17 protein-coding genes are annotated in these 20036 nt (G+C 72.2%); 13 read left to right on the top strand and 4 right to left on the bottom strand.

Annotated elements, in window-relative coordinates:
- Positions 1 to 7 precede the first annotated feature (7 nt).
- Genes ABFX81_RS21745 through ABFX81_RS21685 form a run of 13 tightly spaced genes read left to right on the top strand, consistent with a single transcriptional unit; the run spans position 8 to position 14314 of the window.
- Positions 8 to 1555: a right-handed parallel beta-helix repeat-containing protein gene (locus tag ABFX81_RS21745; RefSeq protein WP_346138513.1), complete on the top strand. Its 1548-nt coding sequence runs from the start codon at positions 8 to 10 to the stop codon at positions 1553 to 1555.
- Position 1556: 1 nt separating this feature from the next.
- Positions 1557 to 2792 carry an O-antigen ligase domain-containing protein gene (locus ABFX81_RS21740; RefSeq protein WP_346138605.1) on the top strand — a complete coding sequence of 412 codons (1236 nt, stop codon included), beginning with the start codon at positions 1557 to 1559 and terminating at the stop codon, positions 2790 to 2792.
- A 2-nt stretch (positions 2793 to 2794) separates the two neighbouring features.
- Entirely contained in the window at positions 2795 to 4015 is a 1221-nt protein-coding gene (locus ABFX81_RS21735; RefSeq protein ID WP_346138512.1) for a glycosyltransferase, read from the top strand.
- Entirely contained in the window at positions 4016 to 5251 is a 1236-nt protein-coding gene (locus tag ABFX81_RS21730) for a methyltransferase domain-containing protein (RefSeq protein ID WP_346138511.1), read from the top strand. It begins immediately after the preceding gene.
- Positions 5248 to 6042, top strand: a complete 795-nt coding sequence (locus ABFX81_RS21725) for a glycosyltransferase family protein (RefSeq protein ID WP_086853758.1) — start codon at positions 5248 to 5250, stop codon at positions 6040 to 6042. Before ABFX81_RS21730 ends, ABFX81_RS21725 begins: the two co-directional genes overlap by 4 nt.
- Positions 6039 to 6686, top strand: coding sequence for a PIG-L family deacetylase (locus tag ABFX81_RS21720; RefSeq protein WP_086853756.1), 648 nt, complete (start codon positions 6039 to 6041; stop codon positions 6684 to 6686). The genes ABFX81_RS21725 and ABFX81_RS21720 overlap by 4 nt, the downstream gene beginning before the upstream one ends.
- A 3-nt stretch (positions 6687 to 6689) precedes the next feature.
- Positions 6690 to 7715, top strand: coding sequence for an NAD-dependent epimerase/dehydratase family protein (locus ABFX81_RS21715; protein WP_086853754.1), 1026 nt, complete (start codon positions 6690 to 6692; stop codon positions 7713 to 7715).
- Positions 7703 to 8986, top strand: a complete 1284-nt coding sequence (locus ABFX81_RS21710) for a DUF4910 domain-containing protein (RefSeq protein WP_086853752.1) — start codon at positions 7703 to 7705, stop codon at positions 8984 to 8986. The genes ABFX81_RS21715 and ABFX81_RS21710 overlap by 13 nt, the downstream gene beginning before the upstream one ends.
- Positions 8987 to 8991: 5 nt before the next feature.
- Complete coding sequence (locus ABFX81_RS21705; RefSeq protein ID WP_428837208.1) at positions 8992 to 10281, top strand: MATE family efflux transporter; 1290 nt, start codon at positions 8992 to 8994, stop codon at positions 10279 to 10281.
- Positions 10278 to 11225 carry a glycosyltransferase gene (locus ABFX81_RS21700; protein WP_086853748.1) on the top strand — a complete coding sequence of 316 codons (948 nt, stop codon included), beginning with the start codon at positions 10278 to 10280 and terminating at the stop codon, positions 11223 to 11225. Before ABFX81_RS21705 ends, ABFX81_RS21700 begins: the two co-directional genes overlap by 4 nt.
- Entirely contained in the window at positions 11222 to 12433 is a 1212-nt protein-coding gene (locus ABFX81_RS21695; protein ID WP_086853746.1) for a polysaccharide pyruvyl transferase family protein, read from the top strand. Before ABFX81_RS21700 ends, ABFX81_RS21695 begins: the two co-directional genes overlap by 4 nt.
- Complete coding sequence (gene rfbC, locus ABFX81_RS21690) at positions 12430 to 12981, top strand: dTDP-4-dehydrorhamnose 3,5-epimerase (protein WP_086853744.1); 552 nt, start codon at positions 12430 to 12432, stop codon at positions 12979 to 12981. The genes ABFX81_RS21695 and rfbC overlap by 4 nt, the downstream gene beginning before the upstream one ends.
- Positions 12982 to 12988: 7 nt before the next feature.
- Positions 12989 to 14314 carry a glutamate-1-semialdehyde 2,1-aminomutase gene (locus ABFX81_RS21685; RefSeq protein ID WP_086853742.1) on the top strand — a complete coding sequence of 442 codons (1326 nt, stop codon included), beginning with the start codon at positions 12989 to 12991 and terminating at the stop codon, positions 14312 to 14314.
- A gap of 7 nt (positions 14315 to 14321) precedes the next feature.
- Here the strand turns inward: ABFX81_RS21685 and ABFX81_RS21680 are convergent, their stop codons facing one another.
- From ABFX81_RS21680 to ABFX81_RS21665, 4 genes are all read right to left on the bottom strand, one after another.
- Positions 14322 to 14981, bottom strand: coding sequence for a phosphatase PAP2 family protein (locus ABFX81_RS21680; RefSeq protein ID WP_346138510.1), 660 nt, complete (start codon positions 14979 to 14981; stop codon positions 14322 to 14324).
- 90 nt (positions 14982 to 15071) lie between these two features.
- The gene (locus ABFX81_RS21675; protein ID WP_086853735.1) at positions 15072 to 18173 is read right to left on the bottom strand and encodes an alpha-N-acetylglucosaminidase TIM-barrel domain-containing protein; all 3102 of its coding nucleotides are present in this window, start codon (positions 18171 to 18173) and stop codon (positions 15072 to 15074) included.
- A 25-nt stretch (positions 18174 to 18198) separates the two neighbouring features.
- Positions 18199 to 19092, bottom strand: coding sequence for a beta-glucosidase (locus tag ABFX81_RS21670; protein WP_086853733.1), 894 nt, complete (start codon positions 19090 to 19092; stop codon positions 18199 to 18201).
- Complete coding sequence (locus ABFX81_RS21665; RefSeq protein ID WP_086853762.1) at positions 19089 to 20033, bottom strand: hypothetical protein; 945 nt, start codon at positions 20031 to 20033, stop codon at positions 19089 to 19091. Before ABFX81_RS21665 ends, ABFX81_RS21670 begins: the two co-directional genes overlap by 4 nt.
- Positions 20034 to 20036: the final 3 nt, after the last annotated feature.

The following is a 20036-nucleotide window of genomic DNA, read 5'->3' as shown; positions in this document are numbered from 1 at the left end:
GGGGCGGGTGGCGATCAGGAGGCGGCACTGGGCGTGGGCGGCGGCACCGCTGGCGCTGGCCCTGCCGGCGGTGACCGGCTGCGAGAGCACGGGCACGAACACGAGCCCCAGCACTCCGGACGCCCGGGTGAAGCCGACCGCCGCGCCGTCGTCCACGCCCGTGGCGCGGGTGTGCGCCAAGCCCGCGCCCGGGCCGGCGAAAGCGCCGGCGGGCGCGGTGACGGTCGACCCCGCGGTGGTCGGTGACCTGGCGGCGAAGACCAAGAACAACCCCCCGAACACCACGTTCTGGCTTCGCCCCGGCGAGCACAGGCTCGACCCGGACCGCTACGCCCAGGTCATCCCCAAGGAGGGCAACCGCTACCTCGGCGCCCCGGGCGCGGTGCTCGACGGCCGGAAGACCAACCAGTACGCGTTCGGCGGTGGCGCCCGCGACGTCACCATCCGCCACCTGACCGTGCAGCGTTTCGTCGCGCCGCATGACGAGGGCGTGGTCAACCACGACTCGGCCGACGGGTGGGTGATCGAGCACGCGACGATCCAGAACAACTCCGGCGCCGGGCTGATGGCCGGTGCCCGCCAGCGGGTCCGCGCCAGCTGCCTGCGCGGCAACGGTCAGTACGGGATGAACGCGTACAAGGCCACAGGCCGCATCAGCGGTCTGGTGGTCGAGGGCAACGAGATCACGGGCAACAACACCGGCGACTGGGAGCGGCGGCGGAAGGGCTGCGGCTGCACCGGAGGCGTGAAGTTCTGGGCCGTCGACGGCGCCGACGTGCGCGGCAACTGGGTGCACGACAACCGCGGAACAGGGCTGTGGGCGGACACCAACAACAACGACTTCCGCATCGAGAACAACGTGGTCGAGGCCAACGAGGGCGCCGCGCTGATCTACGAGACCAGCTACAACGCCGTCATCCGGAACAACACGATCCGGCGGAACAACTGGGTCGAGGGCCGCAGGCAGGCCGACCGCGGCGACAACTTCCCGTTCGCGACCGTCTACCTGTCCGAGTCCGGCGGAGAACCACGGATCCGAGCCCGCACGGACAAGATCGAGATCTACCGGAACGTGCTGGAGGACAACTGGTCCGGAATAACCCTGTGGGAGAACGCCGACCGGTTCTGCAACAGCCCGGCCAACACCTCGTCCGGTGACTGCACTTTGCTGGTACGCGACACCGACCGCTGCGCGAAGCCGGCGATCGCCGAGCCACCGCTCCACTCCGACTGCCGGTGGAAGACCCAGCGGGTGGACATCCACGGCAACCGCTTCGTGCTGGACAAGTCCGTCGTCAAGTGCACGGCGAAGTGCGACCGCATGGCGGTACTGGCCAACTACGGCACCTATCCCGACTGGTCGCCGTACAAGGGGGAGCGGGTGGCCGAGGCGATCACCCACGAGCAGCACAACCGCTGGCACGACAACGTCTACCGCGGACCGTGGAAGTTCGTCGTCCAGGACCCGAGCCAGGTGCTCGACCCAGGGCAGTGGCAGGGCCCGCCGTACCAGCAGGACGCGGGCAGCACCTTCGCGGAACGGGCCGGTGGTTGAGATGGACCATGGCCGCACCACCACACCGAAGACCGTCGGGATCGTCTGGGGGCTGCTGGTCCTCAACACGCTCGGCTCCGCCGGGGCGAAGACCATCGTCCCGCTGCCCCGCTCCCTCATCCAGATGGTCACCATGGGAGCGCTGGTCGCCGCGTTCACGCTGGCGCTCGCGGTCAATCTCCGGCTGCGCCTGCGAGCCGGCGCCTTCATGTTCCTGCTCACCCTGATGCTGGTGCCGAGCGTGATCTCCAGCGCGCAGCTGGAGTCCGGGTTCGGCGCGCTGTTCCGCTGCGCCCGGCTGGCTCTCTTCGTCGGCACCCTGTGGCTGCTCAGCCGCTGGTGGGACGGCGGCACGACGTTCGTCCGGCACCACATCCGGATGTACTTCGCGGTGCTCGGGTCGGTGGCCGCCGGCCTGGTCATCTCACCGGGCGCCGCCCTGCCCGAGCTCTACGGCGGGCGCCTGGTCGGCGCGTTGTGGCCGCTCACCCCGCCGCAGATCGGGCAGTACGCCGCGGTGATCACCGGGCTCACCGTGCTGCTCGTGCTGGGCCGCCGGACCGACAGGGCCGGCGCGGCGCTGGTCATCGTGCCGTCACTCGTCCTGCTCGCGTTGACCCACACCCGGACGGCCACGCTCGGCCTGCTCATCGGGCTGGCGCTGGCGATCGGCTCGCTCATCCTGACCAGCGCCGCCGCCCGCCGGTTCTTCACCTGGGCGGTGCTGTGCGCCGCGGTGGCCGCGGTGGGATTCGCCTCCGCGCTCCAGGCCTGGTTCCTGCGCGGACAGAGCCAGGAGCACTTCACCAGCCTCACCGGCCGGGCCAAGGTCTGGGACGCCCTGCTGGCGGCGCCTCGGACGACCACGGAGCAGGTGCTGGGCGTGGGCCTGGGCGACAAGTCGTTCGGCGGGCTGCCGATCGACAACAGCTGGCTGGCCGTCTACCACGAGCAGGGTCTGACCGGAGTCGCCCTGGTGGCGGCGATCATCGTCGTGCTGGGCGGCGTCGCGTTGCTGCGGCCGCCGTCGCTGTCGAGGGCCTGCGCGATCTTCCTGATCAGCTACTGCGCGATCGCGTCGTACACCGAGGCCGGCCTCGGCGACGCCTCGCCGTATCTGCTGCACCTGGCCGTTGCCGCCTCCCTCCTCGCGGCACCTTCCCCGGTCGCTCCTCTCGACGCCCGAAGTCCCTCGACCACGTACCCCGTGCCGGCCCGGAGATCGGAGGTGACCTGAGCATGCACGTCCTCGTGGTGCACAACCGCTACGCCTCGGCGCAGCCGAGCGGGGAGAACAGGGTCGTCGACCAGGAGGTGGAGCTGCTGCGCGGGGCCGGCCACCGGGTCGGGGTGTTCGAGCGGCGCAGTGACGACATCGCCGCCCGGTCCCTCCTCGCCAAGGCCGCAGTGCCGCTCCTGGTGCCGTGGAACCCGGCGGTCCGCGCGGAACTCGCCGCCCGGCTCCGCCAAGAGCGACCGGACGTGGTCCACGTCCACAACGTCTTCCCGCTCCTGTCGCCCGCCGTGCTGGCCGCCTGCGCCGACGCCGGCGTGCCCGCCGTCGCCACGCTGCACAACTACACCCAGGTCTGCCCGCCCGGCACGCTCCAGCGGGACGGCCGGCCGTGCACCGAGTGCGTCGGGTCGGCCCCGCTGCCCGCCGTCCGGCACGGCTGCTACCGGGGCTCCCGGCTGGCGACGGTGCCGCTCGCGGTCAGCCTGTCGGTCAACCGGCGGCGGTGGTGGTCCGGCGTGGAGCGGTTCCTCTGCATCTCCGCGGCACAGCGCGACGTCCTGGTGCGGTCCGGCATGCCGGCCGAGCGGCTGGCGGTGAAGCACAACTTCGTGCCCGACCCGGGCTCCTGCCGAACGGGACCCGGCGAGCATGTGCTCTACCTCGGCCGGCTCGCGGAGGCCAAGGGCGTACGGCTGCTCATGGCCGCGTGGGACGAGATCGCGGCGAGCGGCGGTGTGGGCGTACCACTCGTGATCGCCGGGGCGGGGCCACTGGAGCCGGAGGTGACCGCCTGGGCGGCGGGCCGGGACGACGTGCGCCACGTCGGCCTGTACGACCCGGCCCAGTGCCGTCAGGCCATCGAGCGGTCGGTCGCCGTGGTGGCCCCCTCGACGTGGCTGGAGGCGTTCGGCCTGGTGGTCGTGGAGGCGATGGCGGCGGGGGTCCCGGTCGTCGCCGCCGGTCACGGCGCCTTCGTCGAACTCGTCGAGGACGGTGTGACCGGGTTGCTGCACCGGCCGGGCGAGCCCGCCTCGCTCGCGTCCGGCATACGCAGGATCGCGGCCGGGCCGGCCCGCAACCGGGAGATGGGCCAGGCGGCCCGGCGCCGCTACGAGCAGGGGTTCAGCCCGGCCGTGGGGCTGGAGCGCCTGGTGGAGGAGTACCGCACCGCGATCGCGGGGCGGACGGAATCGATGGGGGACGGAATCAATGGGGGGCAGTAGATGACACGATGCCGACTCTGCGGCTCGGCGACGCTGGCGAGCGTCGTCGACCTGGGAGCGACGCCGCCGTGCGAGAGCTTTCTCGCCGCGGACCAACTGGACAATCCGGAGCCGGCGTACCCGCTGCACCTGCGGGTCTGCACCGACTGCTGGCTCGCCCAGATCCCGCCGCTGATCACGCCGGAGGACACGTTCAAGGAGTACGCGTACTTCTCCTCGTACTCGACCTCCTGGGTGGAGCACGCGCGCACGTTCGTCGCCGATGCCGCACAGCGGGTGGGACTCGGCCCCGACGCCTTCGTGGTCGAGGTCGCGAGCAACGACGGGTACCTGCTGAAGCACGTGGTGGACCGGGGGATCCGCTGCCTCGGCATCGAGCCGTCGGTGAACGTCGGCGCCGCGGCGCGCGAGGCGGGCGTGCCCACGCTCACGGAGTTCCTGGGCCCGGAATCCGGCTCGGCCGTCCGCGCCGAACACGGCCCGGCCGACCTCGTCGTGGCCAACAACGTGTACGCGCACATCCCCGACGTGGTCGGGTTCACCCAGGGGCTGCGCGCCCTGGTCGCCGACGACGGCTGGGTCTCCGTCGAGGTGCAGCACCTGCTGACCCTGATCGAGGAGAACCAGTACGACACGATCTACCACGAGCACTTCCAGTACTACACGGTCGCGTCAGCGACCCGGGCGCTGGCGAGCGGCGGACTCACGCTCGTGGACGTCGAGTTGCTGCCCACGCACGGCGGCTCCATCCGGCTGTGGGCCCGCCCGGCCGAGGTGGCCGGCGAGCCGACCCGGCGGGTGGCCGACGTGCTGGACCGGGAGAAGGCCGCCGGGCTGCAAGAGCTGTCCGGGTACACCGAGTTCTCCGCCCGGGTGGCCAAGGTGCGCCGGGACCTGCTGCGCTTCCTCATCGAGGCGGCCGAGCGCGGCGAGACGGTCGTCGGCTACGGCGCCCCGGGCAAGGGCAACACCCTGCTCAACCACTGCGGCATCCGGCCCGACCTGCTCCCGTACACGGTCGACCGCAACCCCTACAAGCACGGCAGGTTCACCCCCGGCACCCGCATCCCGATCCTGCCACCCGAGCAGATCGCCGCCGACAGACCGGACTACGTCCTCGTCCTGCCGTGGAACCTGCGGGCCGAGTTGGTCGAGCAGCTGTCCTTCGTCCACGACTGGGGCGGCCGGCTGGTCTTTCCCATACCGGAACTGAGCATTGTCGAGGTCAAGGCATGAAGGTCGTTCTGTTCTGCGGCGGTTACGGGATGCGGATGCGGAGCGGTGCCGCGGACGACGTGCCCAAGCCGATGGCGATGGTCGGCCCCAGGCCGCTGATCTGGCACGTCATGCGCTACTACGCGCACTTCGGGCACACGGAGTTCATCCTGTGCCTCGGGTACGGGGCCCACCACATCAAGGACTTCTTCCTCAACTACGAGGAGACGACGTCCAACGACTTCGTGCTGCGGGGCGGGCGGACCGAGCTGCTGTCCACCGACATCGCGGACTGGACGATCACGTTCGCCCAGACCGGCATCGAGTCACCGATCGGGGAGCGGCTGCGCCGGGTGCGCCACCACCTGGACGGCGACGAGATGTTCCTCGCCAACTACGCCGACGTGCTCACCGACGCCCCGCTGCCGGAGATGATCGACCGGTTCGCCCGGCGCGACGCCGGCGCGTCGATGATGGTGGTGCCGCCGCAGTCCTCTTTCCACTGCGTCGACTTGGGCGAGGACGGCCTGGTCGGGGGCATCACCGCGGTGAGCGAACTGCCGCTGTGGGAGAACGGCGGCTACTTCGTGCTCCGCCAGGAGGTCTTCGACCACATCCCGGAGAACGGGGACCTGGTCGCCGACGGATGCGCCCAACTGGCCAAAAGCGGACGGCTGGTGGCGCACCAGCACCGCGGCTTCTGGAAGCCGACCGACACCGTGAAGGAGCGGGCCGCGCTGGACGACGCCTATGCCCGGGGCGACCGTCCGTGGGCCGTGTGGGAACGGGACGGCGCGGGGGTGAGCGCGTGATCCGGCTCGGGGCCGGGCGCCTGGACCGGATCGTCGCGGTGGGCGCACACTGCGACGACATCGCCATCGGCGCCGGCGGCACGCTGCTGACGCTGTGCCTCGCGCGGCCGGGTATCCGTGTCGACGCGCTGGTGCTCTCCGGCGGCGGCAGCGAGCGCGAGCAGGAGGAGGCGGCCGCGCTGGCCGCCTTCTGCCCGGGCGCCGACCTGCGGCTGACCGTGCACAAGCTGCCGGACGGCCGGCTCCCCGCGCACTGGGAAGAGGCCAAGGCCGCGGTCGAGGAACTGCGCGAGCGCACCGACCCGGACCTGGTCCTCGCCCCACGTACCGATGACGCGCACCAGGACCACCGCGGCCTGGCGCGGCTGATACCGACCGCGTTCCGCGACCACCTGGTCCTCGGCTACGAGATCGTCAAGTGGGACGGCGATCTCGGCCGTCCGGCGGCCTACCAGCCCCTGTCGCCGGAGATCGCCGAACGGAAGGTGCGACTGCTGCAGGAGCACTACCCCTCGCAGCGGCACCGGCCCTGGTACGACCGGGAGGCCTTCCTCGGGCTGGCCCGGATCCGCGGCATCGAATGCCACGCGCGCTACGCCGAGGCGTTCGCCGTCACCAAACTCACGCTCAATCTGGGGGGATGAACCGTGCGCGTACTGCTGACCGGACACCAGGGATATCTGGGCACCGTGATGGCCCCGGTCCTCGCTGCCGCCGGGCACGAGGTCGTCGGCCTCGACGCCGGCCTGTTCGCCGACTGCGTCCTCGGCCCGACGCCCGCCGACCCGCAGGGGCATCGGGTGGACCTGCGCGACGTCACGGCCGACCACGTGGCCGGGGTGGACGCCGTGATCCACCTGGCCGCGCTGTCCAACGACCCGCTGGGATCGCTGGCGCCGGACCTCACCTACGACATCAACCACCACGCGTCAGTACACCTGGCCCGGCTGGCCCGCGACGCCGGAGTGCGGCGCTTCCTCTACGCGTCGACGTGCTCGGTCTACGGCGCCGCCGGCGGCGACGACCTGGTGGGCGAGGACGCCCCGCTGCGCCCGGTGACGCCGTACGCCGAGTCCAAGGTGCGGGTGGAGGACGACCTGCACGCGCTGGCCGACGGCGACTTCACCCCCGTGTTCATGCGCAACGCCACCGCCTTCGGCTACTCACCCAGGCTGCGCGCCGACATCGTGCTGAACAACCTGGTGGGCCACGCGCTCCTGTCCGGCGAGGTCCTGGTGCTCTCCGACGGCACCCCGTGGCGCCCGCTGGTGCACGCCGCCGACATCGCGCGGGCCTTCGCGGCCGCGCTGGTGGCGCCACGGGAAGCGGTGCACGACCGGGCGTTCAACATCGGCAGTGAGATCAACAACGTCACGGTCGCCGAGATCGCCGGGCAGGTCGCCGAGGCGGTGTCCCGCGCGAAGGTGGTGATCACCGGGGAGACCGGGGCCGATCCGCGGTCGTACCGGGTGGACTTCTCCCGGTTCCGCGCGGCGGTGCCCGGCTTCGACTGCGAGTGGACGGTGAAGCAGGGCGCGCTGGAACTCGCCGACGCCTACCGGGAACACGGGCTGACCCGGGAGGACTTCGAACGACGCTTCACCCGGCTGGCCGTGCTGCGCGCGGCGTCCGACGCGGGCGCCGTCGACGACACCCTGCGGTGGCGCCCGTGACCGAGATCGGCGAGGAGATGTACGCGCTGGTGGAGCGGCTCTACCCGCTGTGCCGGAGCATCACCGGCGACGGGGTGCGTGCCACCCTGGACATCGTCGGCGAGTACATCGCGCTCCAGGTGCACGAGGTACCGACCGGGACCCAGGTGCTCGACTGGACGGTGCCGCAGGAGTGGAACATCCGCGACGCGTACATCGCCGACACCACCGGCCACCGGATCGTCGACTTCGCCGAGTCCAGCCTCCACGTGCTCGGCTACAGCGTGCCCGTGTCGGCGACCATGCCGCTGGCCGAACTGCGGGAACACCTGCACACCCTGCCGGACCACCCGGGCTGGGTGCCGTACCGCACCAGCTACTACAAGCCGGAATGGGGGTTCTGCCTGGCCCAGGACACCCTGGACGCGATGCCGGACGGCGAGTACGAGGTGCGCATCGACTCCACGCTCGCGGACGGCCACCTCACCTACGCCGAGCACGTGGTCCCGGGGCAGGTCCCCGACGAGGTGATCGTCTCCTGCCACGTCTGCCACCCGTCGCTGGCCAACGACAACCTCGCCGGCATCGCGGTGGCGACGTTCCTGGCCCGGGCGCTGGCCCGGCAGACGCCGTACTACACCTACCGGTTCCTCTTCGCGCCCGGCACCATCGGGGCGATCACCTGGCTCGCGCGCAACGCGGAGCGGGTGGAACGGGTCAAGCACGGCCTGGTGCTGGCCTGCGCCGGTGACCCGGGGCAGCTGACGTACAAGCAGAGCCGACGCGGTGACGCGGAGATCGACCGGGTGATGCGGCACGTGCTGGCCGCCTCCGAACGCCCGCACCGCGTCACCGAGTTCACTCCGTACGGCTACGACGAGCGGCAGTTCTGCTCACCCGGGTTCGATCTCGGCGTGGGCTCGCTCACCCGGACCCCCTACGCCGGCTACCCCGAGTACCACACCTCGGCGGACGACCTGGACTTCGTCTCCCCGGAGGCGATGACGGACACGCTCGCCGTCTGCCGCGAGGCGTTCGCCGTCCTCGACCGCAACCGCCGGTACGTCAACCTCAGCCCTTACGGCGAACCGCAGTTGGGCCGGCGCGGGTTGTACGACGCGCTCGGCGGCCGCAGCGACACCAAGCAGGCCCAGATGGCCATGCTCTGGGTGCTCAACCTCTCCGACGGCGAGCACAGTCTGCTGGACGTCGCCGAGCGGTCCGGGCTGCCGTTCGGCACCGTCGCCGCAGCGGCCGACGCCCTGCACGGCGCCGGGCTGATCAAGGCATGACGGAGATGACCACCGAGGAGGAGAGGACGAGACCGAAGGCGGCGAACGCCGGGCGGGCCCTCGCCGGCCGGCTGTCCTGGGGACTGGCCGACCAGGCGGCCTCCAGCCTGTCCAACTTCGCGGTGGGCATCTACGTGGCCCGCTCGCTGGGCGTGACCGCGTTCGGCGTGTTCAGCCTCGCCTGGGTGACCTACGGCGTGGTGCTCAACGTCTCCCGCGGACTGGCCACCGACCCGCTCATGGTCCGCTTCAGCGGTGTGCCGGACGCGGCCTGGCGCGGGGCGGTGGCCCGGTCGTCGGGTGCCGCGCTCGGCGTCGGTGCCGCGCTCGGCGCGGCGTGTCTGGTGGTCGGCGTCGGCGTCGGCGGCCGTGTGGGGCCCGCGTTCGCCTGCCTCGGCGTCGTCCTGCCGGGGCTGCTGTTGCAGGACGCCTGGCGGTTCGCGTTCTTCGCCGCCGGCGCCGGGCGGAAGGCGTTCGTCAACGACCTCGTGTGGGGCGTCGCGCTGGTCCCCGCCCTGGTGGTGGCGGCGCGCGCGGGCAGTGTGGCCGCATTCGTGCTCGCCTGGGGCGGATCCGCCGCGGTGGCCGCCGTGTGCGGCTGCTTCCAGTCCGGCATCCGGCCCCGTCCGACCGGAGCACGCGAGTGGCTTCGCGCGCACCGCGACCTCGGCTACCGGTACCTGGTCGAGAACGTCAGCAACAGCGGCGCGAGCCAGCTGCGGGCCTACGGGCTCGGCGCGATCGTCGGAGTCGGCGCGGTGGGTGTGATCCGGGGCGCGGAGCTCCTGCTCGGCCCGTTCCTCGCGGTGCTGATGGGGCTGTCGCTGGTCACCGTCGCCGAGGCGGCACGGGTGCTACGGCGGGCCCCGCACCGCCTCGGCCCGTTCTGCCTCCTGCTGGGCGGCGGACAGGCCGTCGCCGCCCTGCTCTGGGGCGGCGCGCTGCTGCTGGTGCCGGACCGCCTCGGCGCGTTCGTGCTCGGCGGCGTCTGGAGCTCCGCCGCGGAGCTCATCGTGCCGGTCACGCTCGGCGTCGCGGGCGCCGGACTCGGCACCGGCGCGGCGGCCGGGCTGCGCGCGCTCGGCGCGGCCCGGCGCAGCCTGCGTGCCCAACTGCTCGCCTCCGCCTGCTATCTCGGCGGCGGGCTCGGCGGGGCGGTCGCGGCCGGCACGGTCGGCTCGGCCTGGGGCGTCGCCGCCGCGACCGCCTGCGGCTCGGCCGTGTGGTGGCTGCACCTGCGGACCGCCCTGCGCGAACACCGCCAGAACCCCATCCCCGAAGTGAGGACCTCATGACCGCCCGACCCAGGCTGAGCATCGGCCTGCCCGTGTACAACGGCGAGCAGTACCTCGCCGAGTCGCTCGACGCCCTGCTCGGCCAGACCTACGAGGACTTCGAGCTGGTCATCTCCGACAACGCCTCGACCGACGGCACGCAGGACATCTGCCGCACGTACGCGGCTCAGGACTCACGCATCCGGTACATCCGCCTGTCGCGGAACATCGGCGCCGCGCCGAACCACAACTACGTGTTCACCGAGTGCCGCGGCGAGCTGTTCAAGTGGGCCTCGCACGACGACCTCTACGCCCGCGATCTGCTGCGGCGCTGCGTTCAGGCGCTGGACGAGCGGCCGGACGTGATCCTCGCGCACGCCGACCAGGCGGTCATCGACGAGGACGGCCGGGTGAAGGTCCCGTACGAGTACACGCTCGCCACCGACTCGCCGCACGCGCCGGAGCGCTTCCGCAGCCTGCTGTTCGAGCCCGGCGGCGACGACTTCTACGGGGTGATGCGGGCCGACGTGCTGCGCCGGGTGAAGCCGCACGACAGCTACCACCATGCCGACCGCACGTTCGTCGCCGAGATCGTCCTGCACGGGCCCTTCCACCAGGTGCCGGAGCTGCTGTACTTCCGCCGCGACCACCCCACCCGCGCCGAGCGGGCGAACCCTTCCAAGCGCTCCCGGTGCGTCAACCTGGACCCGCGCCGGGCCGGGCCGCTGCACCCGACGCCCCGGCTGCTCGCCGAGTACGTCTGGGGCTTCGTCACGGCGGTCCGGCGGGCGCCGCTGTCCCCGGCCGAACGGCGCGCGTGCCACCGCCACCTGGCCGCGTGGATGACCAGCCGCATCCGGCCGGGCGCCGGCGAGCGGGTCGAGGACCGCGCCCCGGTCGACCCGGGACGGCACACCGCCGCCGTCGACGCCCTGGTCGCCGGCCGTGAGGGGAGGCGGGCATGACCTCGGTGCGGGTGGGGGTGTTCGGCCTGCTCGGCTCCGGCAACCTCGGCAACGACGGGTCGCTCGAGGCCGCGCTCGGCTACCTCCGCGCCGAGCACCCGGAGGCGGCCGTGGACGCGCTGTGCGGCGGACCCGAGGTCGTCGCGGCCCGGTACGGGATCCCCGCGACGCGGCTGCACTGGTACCGCGGGGAGTACCGGACCGCGTCGCGTGCGGGCGCGATCGCGGGGAAGGGACTGGGCAAACTCGTCGACGCCGTCCGCACCGCCGCCTGGGTGCGCCGGCACGACGTGGTGATCGTGCCGGGCATGGGCGTCCTGGAGGCCACGCTGCCGCTGCGTCCGTGGGGTTTCCCGTACTCGCTGTTCCTGCTCTGCGCGAGTGGCCGGCTGTTCGGCACCCGCGTCGCGCTGGTCGGCGTCGGCGCCGCCGCGATCGGCAACCGGCCGACCCGGGCCCTGGTGCGCTGGTCGGCGAGGCTGGCCGCGTACCGGTCGTACCGGGACACCCAGTCCCGCGACGCGATGCGGGAGATGGGCGTGGACACCACGCGCGACGAGGTCTACCCGGACCTCGCCTTCGCCCTGCCGACGCCGCCGGCGAGCGCGCCCTCGGGCTCCCCGGGCCCGGTCTGCGTCGGCGTCATGGCCTTCCACGGCGGCGACGACGAACGCGCCCGGGCCGAGGAGATCCACCGGCGCTACCTCGACGGGACGACCCGGTTCGTCCGCGCCCTGGCGGAGGACGGCAGGCCGGTCCGGCTGCTCACCGGCGACGCGTGCGATGCTCCGGTGGTCGCCGCGATCCTCGACGCGGTGGACTCACCGCTGGTCACCGCCGCCGAGGCGGCCTCGCTGGCCGACCTGATGAAGGAGACGGCGGCTGCCGGCGCCGTGGTGGCGACCCGGTACCACAACCTGGTCTGCGCGCTGAAGACCGGCACACCGACGCTCGCACTCAGCTATGCGGCGAAGAGCGACGCGCTCATGGACCGGATGGGGCTTGGCGCTTACTGCCACCCGGCTCGCGAGGTCGACGCCGACCGGCTGCTGGAGCAGTTCCGGGCGCTGGAGCGGAAGTCGGCGGAGCTGCGGCGGACCCTCGCCGAGCGGAACCGGGTGGCCGCCCGGCAACTCCAGGACCAGTTCGACGCCTTGACCTCGGCCCTGTTCCCGGCGGCCGACCTCGTGTACCGGGAGGCTCCATGAAAGCGACCCAAGTCCCGGAGATCGTCGGCGCGTACCTCTTCGAGCCGACGCCGTACGCCGACGAGCGCGGTTTCTTCTGCCGCACCTTCGACGCCGACGTGGTCCGCTCGGTGGGCCTCGACCCGGGCGCCTTCGTCCAGGACAGCCTGTCCCGCTCGGTCCGGGGCGTGCTGCGCGGCCTGCATCTGCGCTCCGGCGCCGGCGAGGCCAAGCTCGTGCGGTGCTCGTACGGCAGGATCTTCGACGTCGTCGTGGACCTGCGGGCAGACTCGCCGACGTACCTGGGCCGGGCCTTCTTCGAGCTGTCCGGCGAGACGCAGGTGACGCTGTACATCCCGGCGGGATGCGCGCACGGCTTCCAGGCGCTCACCGACACCGCCGACACCTCGTACCGGATCGACCGCCCGCACGATCCGTCCGAGGACGTGACGATCGCCTTCAACGATCCGGAGCTCGCCATTCCCTGGCCGCTGCCGGTCACATCGATGTCCCAGCGGGACCGGGAGGCGCCGAGCCTCGCCGAGGTCCTGAAGCAGAGAGAGAAGTGAGGTCGGCGTGGACACCGAAGAGTTCCAGCTGCCCCGATCGCGGCACGCGAACGAGCGGCTGCACGCCATGATCCCCGGGGGCGCACACACCTACGCCAAGGGCGACGACCAGTACCCCGAGAACCTGGCCCCGGTCATCAGCCACGGCCGCGGCGCCCACGTGTGGGACATCGACGGCAACCGCTACGTCGAGTACGGCTCCGGCCTGCGGTCGGTCAGCCTCGGCCACGCCCACCCCCGCGTGACCGAGGCGGTACGGCGGGAACTCGACCGCGGCAGCAACTTCGTTCGGCCCTCCATCGTGGAGGTGGGGGCCGCGGAACGCTTCCTCGCCACGGTGCCGACCGCCGAGATGGTGAAGTTCGCGAAGAACGGCTCCGATGCCACGACCGCCGCGGTGCGCCTCGCCCGCGCCGTCACCGGGCGCCCGCGGGTGGCCGTCTGCGCCGACCATCCGTTCTTCTCCGTCGACGACTGGTTCATCGGCACCACGCCGATGTCCGCCGGTGTTCCGGCGGCGACCAACGAACTCACCGTGGCGTTCCCGTACGGCGACCTGGCCGCCACGGAGGAGCTGCTCACCCGGCACCGGGACGAGGTCGCCTGCCTGATCCTCGAACCCGCCACGCACACCGAGCCGCCGCCCGGATATCTCACCGGCCTGCGCGAGCTGGCCGACCGGCACGGCTGCGTACTGGTCTTCGACGAGATGATCACCGGCCTCCGCTGGTCCGAGGCGGGCGCCCAGGGCCTGTACGGCGTCGTCCCCGACCTCTCCACCTTCGGCAAGGCGCTGGGCAACGGGTTCGCCGTCTCCGCGCTGGCCGGGCGCCGCGAGCTGATGGAGCGGGGCGGGCTGCGTCACTCCGGCGACCGGGTGTTCCTGCTGTCCACCACGCACGGTGCGGAAACGCACTCGCTGGCCGCCGCGACGGCCGTACTCACCACCTACGTCGAGGAGGGCGTCACCGCGCGGCTGCACGCCCTCGGCGAGCGGTTGGCCGCCGGTGTCCGCGACGCCGCGGCGAGCATGGGCGTCGGCGACCACCTCGTCGTCCGGGGCAGGGCCAGCAACCTGGTCTACGCCACCCTCGACGAGAACGGGCAGCCGTCACAGCGGTACCGCACCCTGTTCCTGCGCCAACTCCTCGCGGGCGGGGTGCTCGCCCCGTCGTTCGTGGTGAGCAGCGCGCTCAGCGACGCCGACATCGATCACACCGTCGAGGCAGTGGCCCAGGCATGTGCGGTGTACCGGAAGGCACTGGACGCCGCCGACCCCACCCCCTGGCTCGCCGGGCGGCCGGTGAAGCCCGTCTTCCGCCGCTTGGCGTGACGTGACGTCAACGGCGCTCCCTTCGACCGGCGGCGGCCGTCCGGTCGACCAGCCACGCGGTCGCCGGTATCACCGCCAGCGCGGTGCACCAGCCGCCCAGGACGTCGGTCGGGTAGTGCGCGCCCAGGGCGACCTGGGCCCAGCCCATGACGGCGCCGGCCACCAGCGCGGCGGCGAGCACGAGCGATGTGCCGGCCGTCCTGCCGAGGCCGAGCCGGCCGGCCGCGAGCAGCGCCACCATGAGGGCGAGCGCGGTGAGGAAGGCGGTGTGCCCGCTCGGGTAGGACAGGTGCCCGTCGTGGATGGTGCGTCCCACCACGGGCTTGAGCGCTTTCGTCGTCCCCACGGACAGGGCCGCGCCGGCAACGATGAACACCGCCGCGCGAGGACGCCGAAGCAGCAGGCAGCCTGCCACGGCGGCCACGACCAGCACCGCCGCTCCGGCGGGCTCTCCCAGGAAGTCCGTGGCCAGAGCGACGCGCCGCCACGGCGGTCGCACACTGTCCGCCGTCGGCCGGATGACCCACCTGTCCACCCTGCCGGGCTCGTCATGGCCGGCGTACAGGACCCCGAGCGCGACGACCACCAGCGCGGCGAGGGCCGCGATCAGCCCGAGCCACGCGCGCAGCGGCGAAGGCAGCACCGCGGGCGCCGACCGGCCGGTCACACGCCCACCGCGCCCGGTTCCGCTCCGGCCAGGCGATCCAACGCGAACTCCCCCCACGGTCCTGGCCATCACCCTAACCAACGAAAGAGATCACGCCACCGTGAAGCCGTCGAACGTGGCGATGCCCCGAGCGCCGTTCCAGCCGTTGGCCGCGGTCATGAAGACCCCGACGTCCTGTGCGGCGGCCGCGCCCCCCGGCGTGGCCGTGCCCACCGTCGTCCAGGTGACGCCGTCCCTGCTGGCCTCCCCGGTGTACGAGGCGCCGGACCTGGTCAGCCGCAGCCGTACCGGCGCGGTGAAGGAGCCCGACTGCGCGATGGAGTCAAAACGGCCGTCGCCGTCGGCGTCCCAGCTCAGCACGCAGCCGTTGGACGGCGTGACCGCCAGGTTCACATAGCCCGCGCTCCCCTGGGTGCCCAGGTCGTTGCGGACGACGAGGCCCGCCCGTGCCCAGCCCCCGGTCATGTCCTGGGACGTGACCGTGACCTCGGCCACCGTCTTGTCGCCGTACGCGCCCGCCCGGTACACCGCCCCGAACTCGTTGGTGCCGCCCCACAGGTCGGCCCCCGCGCCCTCGATGGCGATCTCGTCGCCGGCCTGGCCGAACACCGCGTCGTTGAAGGAGACCGTGCGGTACGGGTCACCGACCCCGGCCGCGGCCATCAGCCGTACGGGGGCCACCGCCTTCCCGCCACCCGCGTGCGCCGCCGTCGCGACGACCCGGCCGACCAGTTCCGTCGGCTCACCCGCCAGAGAGACCTCGAAACGAGCGGCGAACTTGTCGCCGGACGCCACCGACGCCTTGCGCACCGGATCGAGCGGCTTCACCGTCAAGCCCTCGGGGGCGGTGACGGAGAGGGCCACGTCGCGCGCCGTCGCGAACCCGTTCCTGTTGGTGAAGATGACCGTCACCGTCGCGGGAGTGCCCGCGGCCACCGCACCCCGGTCGGTTCCCGCGGTGAGGACCGCCTGGTAGGGAGTGGCGGCGAGCAGGTCGCGCACGCGGCGGGCCAGGGCGTACGGGGAGCCCTGGGGCTCGGTCGGATGCGTCTCGTGCGCGTGCGCCCAGCGGTCCTCCAGGGCGAACCAGTCGATCGCCGACGGGTCCTTGCCCGTGGTGAGCGCGTCGAAGTACATGGTCCAGCGGGTGCGGTACAGGCCGCCGACCAGCCCGGACCACTCCCGGTTCGCGTAGTCGTGCAGGCCCTCCTCGCTGCTGGCGCGTCCGCCCCAGGTGGTGATGAGGGAGCGGACGTCGTATTCCAGGCGGTCCTTCTCGGCCCGGTCGGCGCCCCAGGAGCGTGCGTCGGCGAGCCACCTCCCGAGCAGGTGCGGGCCGGAGGTCGCCAGCAGGTCCTCGAGGAGGTCCATCCAGTCCAGCCAGGTCTTGGTCAGCTTGCCGAACAGGGCCTTGTCCCCGGCCTCGTGCGCGGCCTTGATCTGCGGCAGCAGGACCCGGCTGCGGTTGGACAGGACCTGCCGGGCCACATCGACGACGTCGTACCGGTAGGCCGAGCTGTCCCTCAACTCCGCTTGTACGGCGAGCAGTTCGGTGAGCGCGGCGTCGAAGGCGGTGGTGTCGTAGCGGTCCTTCTCCGGGCCCCAGGAGGCGGCCTTGTTCGCGTTCAGGCTGGGACGGGCGCCGAACAGTCCGTCGGGTGCCTCGCTCCAGCCGTCCGCGCGGGTCATGTTGTACGCGGTGTCGCGGATCGTCTGCCAGGCCGCGGCGGCGTGCCGGTCCGGGCCGCCGTAACGGGAGAGGGCGTACGCGGCGAACCAGTCGTCCAGGTCGACGGTGCCGGGTGTCCAGGCCAGGTCGGTGAGGAGGGCCAGGGCGGGCGCGTTGTTGTCGGCGGCTTCCGGCATCGCCGCGATACCGGCGAGCGCACTGCCCTTCTTGTCACGCCACTTGGGGTACTGCTCCACCCAGTCAGGGGCGTTGGCCCCCATCGGGGTGTGGCCGCCGAAGTTCCAGATGCTGCCGAAGGCGTACGGGGTGCCGCCCCAGTCGCTCTCCCGGTCGGTGACGGTGGTGTAGCGGTCGGACAGACCGTCCACGATCAGCATCCGGGACTTGTCGATGCCGTCGAGCAGCGCCTTGGACGGGTTGGACTGCCAGCCCAGGATGGCCCAGATCGCGCCCGGGTGTGCTTTCTGAAGCGCCCCTTCGACGGCTGCCGCGGCTTCGTCCACCGGCACGTCACCGGGGTTGCCGCCCTCGTGCAGCAGGTCCATCTTGTACATCGTGCTGTCGCCGAACCGCTCCGACTGGGCCCGGTAGAAGGCGGCGGACACCTCCTCGAAGGCCGTGGTGCGCGGGTCGAGCCAGTCGGGTCGCTTGAAGGCGCCCCAGGGGCCCTGGGGGACCACCGCCGCGTCCCCGCCGTGTTTGGCGACGAAGTCGTCCGGCACGGTGCCGAAGTAACCGGGCAGCACCGGCGTCATGCCCAGGTCCCGCACCCGGTCGGCGATCTTCCGCGCCAGCTCGGCCCGGCGCTCGATGAGCTGCCGGGACACCGGACCGCCGAACCCCGACATGTTCTGCAGCAGCCACCACGGCTGATGGGCCGGTGCCGGGATCCACGCCCGCATTTCGGCGTCCGAGTAGCCGAACTGCCGGAAGGTGTCGTAGTAGACGGCGTCGCCGCCGGTGTACACAAGCACCCGGTTGATGCCGTGCAGCGCGAGCACGTCCAGCTCGCGCTCCCACGCGTCCCAGTGCCGGTAGGGGCCGGTGTAGCCGTCGTTGGTGTCGTTGAGGGCGAACCGGTGCGGCACGTTCGCCGATCCGGCGATCTCCCCGTCGGGGGCGGGCAGCAACCTGGGGAGGTTCAGCTGGTCGCCGTTCCAGGAGATGTCCGCCCTCGCCACCCGCGCGAGATAGGTGTTGAGGCCGGTGAGCAGCACCGCCGGGCTGGTGCCCTCCACGGTGATCGCGCCGGCCCGGCCGGTGACCTTGAACCGGTCGGCGCTGCCGGCGCTCAGCGCGCGCAGCGTCACCTGCCGGTGGTGGTCGGGCAGCAGCCGTTGCAGCGCGACCGATGCGGGGGTCGTGTCGAACGGCTTCGCGTCCTGGTCCGCGGCCGCTGGTGCGGCGTGGGCACCTTGCGGCGGCGTCAGCAGCACCACTGAGCCGAACGCGGCCGCTCCGGCCAGCAGGTGTCTGCGGCTGAGGGGTTGGTTGCCTGTCATGACTGTCCTCTCGAAACTTCTCGGATCAGGCGACGGTCATCGCGAAGATGTGCAGAGCCGGACCACCGCTCTGCAGGCCGTCGCTGACCTTCGGCAGCACGACGGAGTGCAGTTCCTTGTCCTCCAGATCGACGCCGAAGGTGTAGAGGCTGATCGGGTTCCTGTCCTGGCCCGAGGGGGTGTTGCGGTACGGCAGGACCACCGCGGCCGCGGGGCTCGCCCAGTACCAGTCGGGGACCTCGACCGAGAAGGCCTGCTCCGTGCCGTCCGCGTACACGACCTTCCCGGGCCCCTTGCCGTCGCCCCAGGTGGAGGTGGAGAGGAAGGCCAGCCGCGAGCCGGTGCCGGACAGCCGTACGGTCTGCCCGGAGGACACCACGTTGTCCTTGGCCCCGGGCTCGGTGTCCGGCCAGGTGAACGTCGTCCCGCCGTAGGTGACCGAAGCTCCGGGAGTCAGTCCGACCGAGGCCAGCGCCTGGGCGGACAGGCTGGAACGCGAGCCGTCGATGTCGGCGGTGGTGGTGGCGTCGTCGGAGGAGATGCCGGCGTTGTCGAAGGCACTGGCCAGCGACCTGTAGGGCAGCTTCAGCGACGAGGTCGTGCGGGTGCAGTCGGATCCGTCCTCGTGCACGTCGAAGAGCGCGTGCGCGACGCAGGGGACCACTCCCTCGGCGTCGTCGGGGATCCGGGTCTTCCAGGTGCGGGTCACCGACCGTCCGGGCGTGATGCCGCCCAGGTCGTCCGAATCCGCGGTGTCGCCCACGGCGAGGTAGAGAACGGTGCCGCGCAGGGTGATACGGGTGGTGTTCTTGAGGGTGGCGGTCAGGGTCACCGTCTGGCCCGGCTCGGGGGTGGCCGGGGTGACGGTGAGGGAGACGGGCGGCGGGAGGAAGTCCTGTTCGGGGCGGTAGGTGTTCATGACTCCTCCACGGTGAAGCGGTCGAACACGGCCTGGACCGTCGTGCCGGGGTAGTTGAGGTTCACGGCGCTCGCCACCACGCCGGCGTCCAGGGCGCCGCTCGCGGAGGGCACGGTCGCCCGCGCGGTCTCGGTCCAGGAGAGAGCGTTGTTGGTGCTGCTGTACGCGATGTACGTCGTGCCGTCACGGACCAGGCGCAGCCAGGCGGGGTGGGTGGAACCGCCGCCGCCGGCCCAGGTGTCGAGGTGTCCGTCGCCGTTGCTGTCGGTCATGAACTCCAGGCCGTACGACTTCGACATGGTGAGCACGGCGTAGCCGCCCTTCTCCGGCGCGGTCAGGTCGTTCGCGACGGCGATCCCGTACTTGGCGGTGGGGTTGTCGCTGCCGGTGAGGCTGACCGTCTTGACCTGCACCACGCTCGACTCGGCGGCGGAACCGGGAAGGAGGATGCCCGCCTTCTCGTCGGTGCCGCCGGAGAAGTCGCGGCCGCCCGCCCAGATCACCAACTGGCTGCCGTACTGGCCGAACTCGGCGTCGTCGGTGGTGGCGAACGTCCGGTACGGGTCCCGCACCCCGTTGGGCTCGTAGGGCACCGTGAACGTCTTCGCGGACCGCGCGCAGTCGCTGCTGCGCCCGTCGACGTCGAAGACCACGTGCGCGGTGAACGACACGTTCCCGGCCACGTCGGCCGGCATCGCCGTCTCCCAGCGCCGGGTCGTCTTCGCGCCGAGCCGCAGGTCGCCGAGCGGGATGGTCTTCGCCGCCGTGGTGGCGCCCGGGTCGATCAGGTGGAGCACGACGTTGCGGAGCGGGAAGGGGCAGTCGTTGGTGAGGACCGCGGTGGCCGTGATCGTGTCGCCACCGGCCGGCTCGGCGGGTTCCGTGGTGACGCTGAGCGTGGGCCCCAGGGCGTCGAACTGGGTGCCGTCAGAGATTCCCATGCC

Origin of the sequence: Streptomyces coeruleofuscus, from assembly GCF_039532725.1 — a bacterium.
In the GTDB taxonomy this organism is placed as follows: Bacteria; Actinomycetota; Actinomycetes; order Streptomycetales; family Streptomycetaceae; genus Streptomyces; species Streptomyces coeruleofuscus.
The sequence above is the reverse complement of the archived record's forward strand: the minus strand, read 5'-3'. Positions and strand labels throughout refer to the sequence as shown.